Source organism: Sphingomonas sp. Leaf343, assembly GCF_001423765.1.
GTDB lineage: Bacteria > Pseudomonadota > Alphaproteobacteria > Sphingomonadales > Sphingomonadaceae > Sphingomonas.
Map to the genome: position 1 here is coordinate 1 of NZ_LMPG01000006.1, position 10,978 is coordinate 10,978.

10 protein-coding genes are annotated in these 10,978 nt (G+C 62.8%); 3 read left to right on the forward strand and 7 right to left on the reverse strand.

The genetic code is table 11. The features are described 5' to 3' along the window. Positions 1-463 precede the first annotated feature (463 nt). Together ASG07_RS05120 and ASG07_RS05125 are read left to right on the forward strand one after the other, a co-directional pair. Positions 464-1,174 carry a hypothetical protein gene (locus ASG07_RS05120; protein WP_156361750.1) on the forward strand — a complete coding sequence of 237 codons (711 nt, stop codon included), beginning with the start codon at positions 464-466 and terminating at the stop codon, positions 1,172-1,174. Between the two features lie 436 nt (positions 1,175-1,610). After that, a complete protein-coding gene (locus ASG07_RS05125) occupies positions 1,611-3,014 on the forward strand; it encodes an MvaI/BcnI family restriction endonuclease (protein WP_055843230.1) in 1,404 nt (467 codons plus the stop codon). Here ASG07_RS05125 and ASG07_RS05130 read toward each other — a convergent pair. The 6 genes from ASG07_RS05130 to ASG07_RS05155 all read right to left on the reverse strand — a co-directional run bounded on the left by ASG07_RS05130 (position 2,963) and on the right by ASG07_RS05155 (position 9,175). Then, positions 2,963-3,442 (reverse strand): very short patch repair endonuclease, encoded by a 480-nt coding sequence (locus ASG07_RS05130; protein ID WP_055843232.1) that lies wholly within the window; start codon positions 3,440-3,442, stop codon positions 2,963-2,965. The two genes, ASG07_RS05125 and ASG07_RS05130, sit on opposite strands and share 52 nt — an antisense overlap. Continuing rightward, the gene (gene dcm / locus ASG07_RS05135) at positions 3,435-4,673 is read right to left on the reverse strand and encodes a DNA (cytosine-5-)-methyltransferase (protein WP_055843233.1); all 1,239 of its coding nucleotides are present in this window, start codon (positions 4,671-4,673) and stop codon (positions 3,435-3,437) included. The genes ASG07_RS05130 and dcm overlap by 8 nt, the downstream gene beginning before the upstream one ends. Positions 4,674-4,882: 209 nt before the next feature. Continuing rightward, positions 4,883-5,674 carry a hypothetical protein gene (locus tag ASG07_RS05140; protein ID WP_055843235.1) on the reverse strand — a complete coding sequence of 264 codons (792 nt, stop codon included), beginning with the start codon at positions 5,672-5,674 and terminating at the stop codon, positions 4,883-4,885. 183 nt (positions 5,675-5,857) lie between these two features. Beyond that, positions 5,858-6,598, reverse strand: coding sequence for a plasmid partitioning protein RepB C-terminal domain-containing protein (locus ASG07_RS05145; protein WP_236694565.1), 741 nt, complete (start codon positions 6,596-6,598; stop codon positions 5,858-5,860). A gap of 142 nt (positions 6,599-6,740) precedes the next feature. Further along, positions 6,741-7,622 carry a ParB/RepB/Spo0J family partition protein gene (locus tag ASG07_RS05150; protein WP_055843239.1) on the reverse strand — a complete coding sequence of 294 codons (882 nt, stop codon included), beginning with the start codon at positions 7,620-7,622 and terminating at the stop codon, positions 6,741-6,743. Continuing rightward, positions 7,619-9,175: a recombinase family protein gene (locus tag ASG07_RS05155; protein ID WP_269082623.1), complete on the reverse strand. Its 1,557-nt coding sequence runs from the start codon at positions 9,173-9,175 to the stop codon at positions 7,619-7,621. Before ASG07_RS05155 ends, ASG07_RS05150 begins: the two co-directional genes overlap by 4 nt. A gap of 77 nt (positions 9,176-9,252) precedes the next feature. Between ASG07_RS05155 and ASG07_RS05160 the strand changes: the two genes are divergently transcribed. After that, entirely contained in the window at positions 9,253-9,639 is a 387-nt protein-coding gene (locus ASG07_RS05160; RefSeq protein ID WP_055843242.1) for a hypothetical protein, read from the forward strand. A 54-nt stretch (positions 9,640-9,693) separates the two neighbouring features. On the opposite strand, the gene ASG07_RS05165 is transcribed toward ASG07_RS05160, so the two are convergent. After that, on the reverse strand, positions 9,694-10,978 hold a 1,285-nt coding region (locus ASG07_RS05165), incomplete at its 5' end, for a recombinase family protein (RefSeq protein ID WP_055843245.1).

Genomic DNA, 10,978 nt, shown 5'->3' on the forward strand with positions numbered 1-10,978 from the left:
TGATCTGCTCCTCGCTGAACCTCGTCTTCTTCACTTCCGTCTCCTCGCGAAGGCGGACTCTAGCTCAAATTGGCAGAGTTTCTGGGGAGCACGTCAGTGGTGTGCTGCGCAACGTTGCCCAAGATTCTTAAAGTGCCTGAGATCTGCTGTTATTGACCGCTGAATTGTCGCTAGTGTCGGTACCCATTTGTAGACGCCATCATCCCTCAGCGCGAACTTTCGCCCGATCGGTGACGTCCAAGAACCTCAGCCTTTCGCGTTCAGATGGCCGTTGGCCGTTGTGAGCCACCGAAGAACGACCTGAATGAACGGCCGAAGTTGGGACGCGACCGGAGCGCCTAGGACGTCCGACTGTGGGTCATTGCGAACGCGAAATGCCAGTTGGGTACCGCCCCAATAGCCGGCGCTCGCCAGCCCCCGCTTTTGGCGGTAGCATCAGCGATATGAGGGTTTGGGAGAGGCCGTGATCAAGAGCTTCCGTTCAATAAGGGGAGAACCGCGCCTGTTCGCGGGGATTGCCCTTACGCAGTTGCTCGTCGTGATCGCCGGGTTCGGTTTGGAACCCATGCGCGGACGCACAAATTACGGCGCGTTGCCACTCGAAGTCTACCTGCATGCCACCATCGGCTTGGCCTGGTGCGTTTTGGCGGTCATTCAGCCATGGCTGATTGGCATGCGACAGCGCGAGCTTCACCGAGCGTTTGGTTGGATCGGCGCGTTTATCGCCGTCGCGCTGGTAACAACCGGGATCTGGACAACCTTCGACTCGATCGCCGGTGGCCGCCAGTCAGAACCCGCCTTTACGATCGTAGCAAACATCGGCGGCTTGATCCCGTTTGCCCTCTTGGTGATGTTGGCAATCCGTGTACGGCGGCGCAGCGACTGGCATCGTCGGCTTCTGGCGTGCGCCACGATCATCGCCGTCGCTCCCGCTTGGGCCCGGATCGTGCCGATGGAACAGCTTGGGCCGATCGGTCTGCTGCTGATGGAGGCGGGAATGCTCGCGCCGGTCGCCTGGAGCGCAGTCCACGAACGATGGACCCAGGGGAGCATCCATCCGGCTTGGTACTGGGGTGCGGCTGCAATCCTCTCGCCGCTGTTCATGGTGCCGGTCGCCTTAGTGCCGGAGTTTGCAACCTGGGCGGACGGGCTTGCCCCCGCCGTGAAACCTTGACGGTCGACCGTCTTAAGGGGTTCTCCCACCTTGGCCTGAGGACCGACCATATGGACGATCCGGCGCATCTTGATTGAGGGCCTTGTCGGGGGTGCTTGGGGGTGGTGCTTCGCTCTAGTAGGCATGTTGGACCGCTAGCAGGGGCGACGATTATAACCCTAATGACCGTTTTCCTCACAGCGGCGGTCGTTCGAACGTCAATTTACGGTTGCCGAAAGCTGTCGTCACCGGACATGAACGAACGTCTGAACCTTGGTGGCCGCAAACTGCGTACGACTGGCCGGATGTGGGTCAACCCTACGGGCCGAGACAACATACCTGCAAGCGGGAACGCGGAGCTGATCACGCGTGCCCGTCCACACCCTCATGCAAGCGCACGGAGCAGGGGTCAGCACTGCCACTATCGCCCACGCCGCCCCTTAACTAGAACGTTGCAATGCTGCGCATCACCACTCTCGACCAGTTGGCGACGCTGTTCCGCGGGCAGGGGGTGCGTACCGCCTATGTGAAGCACCTGTCGGCGAAGCAGGACAACAGCAAGAACCAGATCTATCTTGGCTCAGGTCTCGACGGCGTTACCAACCTGTTCCCGGCAACGATCATCGCCCGCTCGGCGAGCGAGAGCACAAACAAGCGGAAGTCGGCGGCCGGCACGCCCAAGGTCGAGGCGAAGCTCGACTTCGCATGGCTGGGCGCCAACGGCGACCGCCGCCCGGCGCCGCACACGCGGATCATCGACTATTTCCAGTATCCCGAAGTGCGCATGTCGGGGTTTCTGCGCGACAGCGATGGTCCGCAGAGCCTCGTGCGCGACCGACAGGCGGAATATGGCAGGCGTATCCTCGTCATGGGGACGGCGGCGGATGACACTGTCGTCGGCGTCGTCCTCACCGGGCGCGACGATCCGCTGGTGGCAGACTTCCCGGAGCTGCCGCTTGCCGGGCGCGGCGGCGTACTGCGGACGCTGGTCATCGGCGGCGCTCCGGATGCATCGCCGGCAACGCTGATCCACGAGCAGATGTCGTCAGTGGTGAAGGGTGGCTGGTACAGCTCGCGCATCAACCGGGGCGGCAACATCCAGCAGTTCACCGGCGCGCAGGGCGGCGGCTATACGCTGGAAGCGCTGCTCGGGGTTGCCGCCAACGGTAAGAAGGCACCCGATCTCCATGGCTACGAGATCAAGAGCTACAGCGGCCACCGCATCAGCCTGATGACGCCGACACCGGATCGTGGCTTCCAGGGCACGCACCCGTTCAGGGCGTTCATGGAGAAATGGGGACGCGAGGGGGACAAGGCCGACGGCTCACGCCGGTTCACCGGCATGTACCGGTGCGGCAGTGTCAACGACCGGACCCGGCTGGAGCTGGTCGTCCGGGGGTATGACCGTACGAGCGGCACCTTTGCTGATGCTACGGCGGTCTCCGTCGATCTGGTCCATGCCGACACCGGCGAGACCGCTGCCGGCTGGTCGCTCGAGAAGCTGGCGAACTGCTGGAACGCGAAACACGCCAACGCACTCTACATCGCGGTTGAAAAACGGGATGGTCACGAAGGCGCCGAGTACGCGTTCGGACCCGACTGGCTGATCGGGCAGGGCACGGATGTCTGGCGGCTGCTGCGGGCCATCGACAGCGGGCTCGTCTTCTATGATCCGGCCGACACGATCTACGCCGACGGAAAGCCCAAGGTCCGCTCGCAGTGGCGCATCAACGCACGCGATCTGCCCAAGGCGATGGCGGTGCTTTACGCTGCGTCACATACCGCAGCCGCCGATGCGACGGCGCTGCCCTATGTGCCGTCGTCAACGGCAACGGTCGAGATGCAGCCAATGCTGCTATAGGCCTCATCACTGTCGAGAAACGCCGCGCACCGCCCGAGCACATCCCCGATCGGCCAGCGCTCGCGGCCACGCATCGTACACTCCCAGACATCCGCCACGCGCCAGCCGTCTGCCAGCAGCTGATCGCGCACCCGCGCGTCGCGGGCGATGTTGCCGCCGATCTTGGCGCGCCAGAACTCCGGCCGGGTGGCCGGCCAGCGGAACAGGTGACAGTCATGGCCGTGCCAGAAGCAGCCATGCACGAAGATCACCGCGCGCCGCCCCGCGAACACGAGGTCCGGCCTTCCCGGGAGTTTGCGCGCATGCAGGCGGTAGCGGTAGCCCAGCGCATGCAGGCCGCGGCGCAGGATCATCTCGGGCTTCGTGTTCGCCGGCCCGATCCCGGCCATCATCCGGCTGCGGACCTCGGGCGATACGATGTCAGCCAACGCGCCTGCGCGCCGGTCTGGCGGTCTCCTGTGCCTGCTGCTTCACCGCGCGCAGGATCGCGTCTTCCATGAACTTCGCCACGGCCTCAACGACCGGGACCACCACGGCGTTGCCGAACTGGCGGTAGGCCTGCGTGTCGGACACCGGGATGTGCCACTCGCGCTCGCCGTGCTCGAAGCCCATCAGGCGTGCGCATTCGGTGGGCGTCAGGCGGCGCGGGCGGGTGCCCGACTGCTCGATCAGGATCTCCGAGCCGTCCTTGTGGTAGCGGGCCGACAGGGTGCGGGTGACGCCCTCCTCGCCGAACATGCTGTAGCCAAAGCCATTGCCGGCGGTCTCGTGCTTGAGCCGGTAGGCCTGCAGATACTCCCAGAGCTTTGGCGTCAGCGTGTACTTCGCGTTGACCTCATTGTGGCCCTGCAGGATGGCACCCAGCTTCGGCCATTCGGTTGACGGCGGGATCATGCGGTCGAAGTCCGCAAAGCTGAACCCCTGATCCTTCCTGAACCCGGCAATGAAGATGCGCTCTCGCTTCTGCGGGACCCATGGCTCCGAGCTGATGACGCGGAAGCTGATATGGTAGCCGAGCTCTTCTTCCAGCCGCTGGCGGATGACCTCGAAGGTGCGACCCTTGTCGTGGCGCTGCAGGTGCTTGACGTTCTCGAGCAGGAACGCGGCCGGCTGGTGATGGCGCAGGATGCTCTCGATCTCGAAGAACAGGTTGCCCTGATGCTCGTCGGCAAAGCCGTGGGCGCGGCCGAGCGAGTTCTTCTTGGACACGCCTGCCAGCGAGAAGGGCTGGCAGGGAAAGCCCGCCAGCAGCACGTCATGCTCCGGGATGAGCGCCGGCTCCTTGCCGTAGGGGCGGATGTCGCCGACCATCATGTGATCCGCACCGTCCGGGAAGTTGCGCCGGTATGTCTCGTTCGAGAAGCGATCCCACTCGCTGGTGAAGACGCATTTGCCTCCGATTGCCTCGAAGCCGAGGCGAAGGCCGCCGATCCCTGCAAACAGGTCGATGAACCGGAAGGCGGCAGGCCCTGCCTGCTTCGGCACCCTCGCATTTGCCAGCTGCATGACCTCGGCCATCGCCTCTTCCGGCGCAGCACTTGCCTCTGTCAGGTAGCGGCGAACCTGCCGGGGCGTGCGACGCACCGCCCGGCTGGTTTCCGCCAGCGAGAGACCGGACCGGCGCCAGGCGCTCCTGAAGCCGCTGTTGCGTCCGGTCATCTGGCGTCCTTCAAAAACTGGGTCGATTTCGGACATCTTGCATGCGTCCGCGCATGGAGCAAGCGTTCTCTTTTCGTTTCGTCGTGATCCGCGCTGGCGGGGCTCGCATGGGCCGTGTCCTGTCCTGCCTGCGCAGGCAGGGGAGCAGTTGTTAGCCGCTGTAGTGGGACGCAACCGGGCAGCGTGCCACGGGCAGGTAGTTCGCCGCGCTATGGTCTTCCGGCGGCTGACGACGCTGCTGCATCCTTCTTCAGCATGGCGTCCTTGACTGTGTTGCCGGCCATGGCTCCGGCTGCAACGGAGATGACGACATTGCCGACGAAGATCTCGGCGATGCCGACGACGCTGCCGAAAGCCATCAGCGCCGACGTCGTGACCGGCAGTGCAGTCACCAGCCTGCCGAGCGTAACCCTGGCCTCCTGTCTGATGACCTGCAGACGCGACAGTGCCGTGGTCAGCGGCTGCTCGCGCTCCACGCACATGATCAGCTGGCCCAGCGCGTCATGAAGGGCCCTGAGCTGCTGAAGCGCGACAGCGCGATCGGTGTCGACCGGGCCGCCGTTGCCGAGGGCGCGTTCTTCGTCGTCGATCAGACGCTGCACGGCCTCAAGTGCGATCGGGGCAAGAGCCTGAACGATCGCGGCCTGTTCATGCCGGGCAGGCCGGCCGGTCCACGCGGCCGAGCTGACCGGCTCGTCTCCCCTGATCTCGTTCCAGAGCGGCAGGAACTCCTGCCGCACCCTGTCCCGGCGAGCTGCCCGATCCTTCGTTTCGCGGATATGGCGAACAAATGCCTCGAGGCCGGGCTGCGCGGCGATAAAGGAGGGAGCCAGCGGCCGCAGGTCTACGCGGGCCAGCAGTGCGCGGCGAAGCGCCTTGTACCTCGCGTCATCAGCGAGATCCTGGATGCCGTCGCATGCGCCCAGGCACAGCGTCTGAAGCCGCTGCAGGGCCTCCTCGTCACTCAGGCCCTCAGGCCAGCTCGTCTGCAAAACACCCATAATTCTCAACCTGTTCGACTCGACAGGTCCTTGTGGCACATCCACAGGGTTGTAGGACATAGGGGGAACAAACCGGCCATCGCTCTGCGGGGGAGGATGCTCAGTTCGGGCCGTCACTTCGTCAGTGACCTTGGTTCTCGGGGGCATGCAGCAGCGGGCACTGCCTCCGCACGACCCGTTCTTTCAAACCGTTTCGAGGGAGGTCGCTGCCACGATGTTCCGAAATTCGCCTGAGATGTCGGGATGTCGCGCTTCAAGGTAGCTGGACACCTGAGGGTTGGCCATTAGCCGTCCGATGTATTTCGCCGAAAGCACCAGCTGCAGAACGTCGTCGCCGAAGGTCGACTCAGTCGCGCGGTAATCGTGGCTCAGCTTCTCCAGCTCACGCTCCATGCGAGCCATCTGGTCGGCCGTCACTCCAGCAATCACCTTCGGCTGGTCAGGTTTCGCGAGGTCCGCCTGCCGCGTTGCTGCGAGGATCGCTCTCGCGTAGCTAACGGTAAAGTTGCTCATGGAGGACATCAGCTCGGCGGTTTCAACCTGCCGGAACTGCTTCATCTTCCTCAAAACGTCAAAAACCTGAGCGTTGACGGGTCGATCCTTCAGGACATCGATTGCGCCTGGCGCGATGCCGTCGAGAAGATTACGCCTGCGCATTACCAGCTTCTCATCAATGCCTAGTGCTGCCGCAATCATCGTCGCGGGCACCCCCCGATCGATGGCGCGGGCAATCATGTAATGCTCCTGTACCGTAGCCAGGCGATTGACCCGTTTGTTGTAGGTGAATGCTTCATCGTCATCGGAGATAATGCATGGAGCTGTACCTGCACCGCGTTCGCGTAGAGCGTCGAGACGAAGATGTCCGTCGAGGAGCATATGCTTCCCGTCTCGGTCGGGGTGCGTGACGACCAGAGGCTCGATCACGCCAACCTCCCCTATCGACGTTGCTATACGGCCATACTTCTTGGATCCCGTGATACGCTTTGTCATCGGGCGCAGCGGAAGTAGCGCGCCAACCGGAAGCTCGACAACACGCCGTTCGAACGAGATCCGGATCGGGGAAGCGTCAGGCATGAACAATTCCCATCCGTTCAGCGATTGGCTGTGGCAAGCTTGCGAGACCCTCAGCCCTCAGCAGCTGAACAAAGTGATCCTCGGTCAGGAGCTGCGAAATCGCACCCACAATGAATGAAAGACGCCCCTGCGCAAGAGCTGCCTTTCGCAGGATTACCTTTTGCCGCTCGACTTCTTTTTGATAGGCGCGAACCAGACTACTTGCGGTGGGCTTCGACTTTCCCCTGACGCTGGCGCCAATTGAACTGATCCCTTTCCCGATCAGATTGCGGTCGTCGACAATCCGGCGAATGGCAAGCACCTGCACGCCAGGGATGGTGCCGGTTTCATAGGCTTCAGTCAGCGCGCGCTGGACTTCGGTATCGTCCGCCCGCGCAATCTCGGCGGCGATGGAGTGAGGAATGACGCCCCGTTCGACGGCATCAAGCAGCCGTTCCTCGCCACGTTCGAGCAGCATGTTGATTGTCCAGACGTATTCGGGGCTAAAGCCAATTTTCTGCGCGATTTCTGCATGACCGTATCCACGCTGGCGGAGAGCTCCAACCTCTCGGATAAGCTCCAAGGGCGAAAGATTGCGGCGCGCTAGGTTCTCGACGAGGCTCATGACAAAGCATTCGTTGCGTGTTGCTTCGATAACCATTGCGGGTATCTCCGCTTGGCCGAGTTTCAGAAATGCTTCCATCCGACCCTGGCCGCAGATCAGTTCGTAGCCGTCTCCCTCAGGTGCCCGCCGCACCGTGATTGGCCGTTTCAGTCCCACTGCGCGTATGCTGTCGACCAGCTCGTCGAAGATGCGGGGGTTTCGCGCTCGAGGGTTCAGCACTTCGACCGCAGCGACATCGATCATGATGATCTCAGGAGGCTTGTTGCTCACGCGGCGAGCCTCCGGTCAATTGGGTGGCGTCGAAGCAAGTGGTACAACGGGGAAAGATCCTCAGTCCTGTAAGCATCCAGGTCGATGCTATTATCTTCAGCGAGCCCGATGCGACCCCGAGGGCCGACATCCATCCAGGGAAGCAGATAATAGTCGCGAATGGTGCTGTTATCTGCGCCAAGCCGAACCACTACCGTGATGTCAGGTTGCAGCCCTGCATCAAGGCGGATCCTCCACCGTGGCGTTCCTGCGGGGGTGAGTTGACAGCGCGCGATAACGATCGCCATTGTGATCTCCTGATTTACGGTGAGAAGATCGGTGCATCCGTCGACGGATACGTGGCTGCCGATTTTTTCGATACCTGTGATAGTGTCGGCAACAACGTCAGGATGCATCAGCCTCAACTGACGGTTCGTCTCAACATATCGGTAATCGCGCGCCGGTTCGTAGCCGATGAGGCGGTAAGCGCGCAAAAGGCTGCCAAAGCGGCCTCGATACGCGGCCGTCGACGGCATGTCGTCGACTTCATCAATTATCAGGCCTGACAGGGCGCCGCGGCTAACCAGCAGACTCCGGAGCATATCAAGCAGTTCATCGTCACTGTACCGCCGTGCCCGCTCAGCAAGAATCACCTGCGCTGCCTGAAACAGGGTTGGGTCAACAATCGCCTCAAATACGCCGTCTCCCCGCACCCACATTTCCGGTGTGTTCACGATCCTCTTCTTTTTAAGCTTGAAAGAAACGCGATTGTAGACGTTGTTGCCGATGTATTTCTCATTGACGAGGATCTGCCGGATGACTCCACGAGTCCATGATCGGCCGAGATCAGTGGTACGCGCCTCGCTGTTTAACATTGCGGCGATCTCCCGCTCCGAGCGACGTTCGATGACGAACAGGCGGTAGATGCGGTCAACCGTCGCGACCTCGTTCTCCGGGCCTGGCACCAGGATGACCCGGTCGGTCTGAAGGCTTTTATGCTCGCCACGCTTGAGCTCCGCCTTCGGCAGGTTTTGCTCATCCACTAATTGTCGGCGAAGGCCATAGCCGGCATGCCCGCCCTGTCTGAAGCCGAGCGTGGTGAGCCTGCATTGCCCGGCGAACACCTTGCTCGAAAGTTCGCGGCTGTATTCACCTGCCATTACGCGTTTGATGCTCTTCATGACATTCGACGGCAGGCTACCATCATTGTCGAACTGCTCGGCGCAGTAATGAACGTTAATGCCGCGCTCGCGGCAGATGAATTCATAGTAGGCGCTCTCGTCGGCGTCTTGGAACCGGCCCCACCGACTGATATCGTACACGAGAACCGCCTCGTAGTCAGCTATGCCGTTTTGCACGTCCTCGATTAGGCGGCGCAGGGCATCGCGGCCGGCGATGTTCAGACCGCTGCGTCCTTCGTCGGCGTAACTGCGAATGATGCAGAAATTTCTGCGAGCCGCATAGGCCGCAATCGCCTCTGACTGATTCTCAGTTGAGTAGCGCTGATGGTCGGTCGACATCCGCACGTATTCGGCGGCTTTAGTCGGCGCAATCGGCTCGTTGTCCTTCTGCACGCTCTTCCCCGGCCGATGTCGCAGGCGTGTCGCCGCGGCTGTTCATTTCGTGCGCACGTTATTCGAGGGAGAGTGGAATGTCTTTTTCCAAGAACGACCGAAAACTTCGCGCTGATTCGGGAAGCCAGTTTCCGTTTAATCCCCGCGCTGATACGGAAGCCTCGTTTGCTGCCGTCGTCGCGGATGCGCTGCGGCGCGACTTCGGCGATACACCCGTGCAGGTAAAGCACATCGCCCGCCTGACGGGCGCTAACGAGCGCACCGTGCAGAACTGGCTTCAGGCACGGAATGGACCGAGCGGCGCGGGACTTGTGGTTCTGATGCGCCACTCAGACGAAGTAACTATTGCTGTTCTGGAGCTGGCCGAACGTTCTGATCTTCAGAGGAACTCCGTCATGGCAAACCGTGTTGCAAGCCTCAGGTCGGCTATCCTTGGCTTGCTGGCCTCTCTCGACGACGAATAGGCGGAGGCGACGCCATCAGTTTGGGATAGAAGGTTTAGGGTACGCCGCTGATAGTCAGGCAGGTGCTGTGCCGACGTTTGGCAGCAGCGCCGCCACCTGCTCAGCCCAGAGCGCCGGCACTGCGCCGGTGGCGGTCAATGTCGCTCCATCGACACCAGCCCTGATGTTGCCGGCAAGGACCGCCTCGGCCACCGCGGGTGCCAGAAACGCCAGCCGCAGCACGCGGGTGACATAGCCCGCCTGCACGTTCTCGCGGGCAGCGAGCGTGCTGACATCGATCTCGCCCGCCTTGAGGATGCTCCACCAGCGGCGTGCCCTGAGGATGAGGCGGACAAGCGATCCGTTGGCGGTCGCGGTCACGCCGCTGCCACTGGCATGCACCAGCCGCATGACACGCCCTGAGCGGGTGAGCCGCACCTCCGAGCGGATGGTGATGGTCTCTGCTGTGGTGGCGGCGGGAAGCTGGAGGGCAGCGGCGATGGCTGCGGTCGAGCAGACCAGATCGATGCGCCCGTCATGGATCTGCACCGAGGTGACAATGCTGCGGGCAGCATCCTTCGGGATAGCGGGCGCACCCGTCGCAATCGCGTCGGCTCTCGCTGCGGCGGCGGCAAAGCTGTCCGGCGTCAGCTCAAGCTGCGCGGCAGCAGCAAGCTCGACCGGGTCGGCGAACAGCTCGGCGATCCGCCGGGTGACGGCAGCCTCCAGCTCTGTGGCGGGCACGCGCAGCCCGGTGTCGCTGGAGCCGGTCTGCAGGTCACGACTGACATAGTAGCGGTAGCGGGCCTTCCCCCTGGCGGCATGGGTGGCGACCAGCGGCTGCCCTCGCGCATCCACGACGCGGCCCGCCAGCAGGCTGGCCGCTGCCCGGCCACCGCGACGCTGCTCGCCCTGGCGGTTGTCGGTGAGCTTTGCCTGTACCGCCTCCCAGACGTCGCGCGGGATGATCAGCGCATGGAGGCCGGCGTGAACCCGCCCCTGATGGTGGATCTCGCCGACGTACGTCGCACAGCGCAGGATCGAATAGAGGTTGCCACGCGAGAAGCGGACACCGCCAAACGCCTTGCCACCGAGGGTGGTGCGGACCGGGGCGCCAACATTGGTGCGTTCCAGCTCCTCTGACAGGCTGCGCACCGAGCCGAGCGCCAGATACCGCGCGTAGATGTGCCGGATGATGGCGGCATGCTCCTCGACGATCTGGAGGGATCGTCCATCAGGCGCGTAGCCAAGCGGCGGCGTGCCACCCATCCACATGCCCCGGGCCTTGGAGGCGGCGATCTTGTCGCGGATGCGCTCGGCGGTGACCTCCCGCTCGAACTGGGCAAAGGAGAGCAGCATG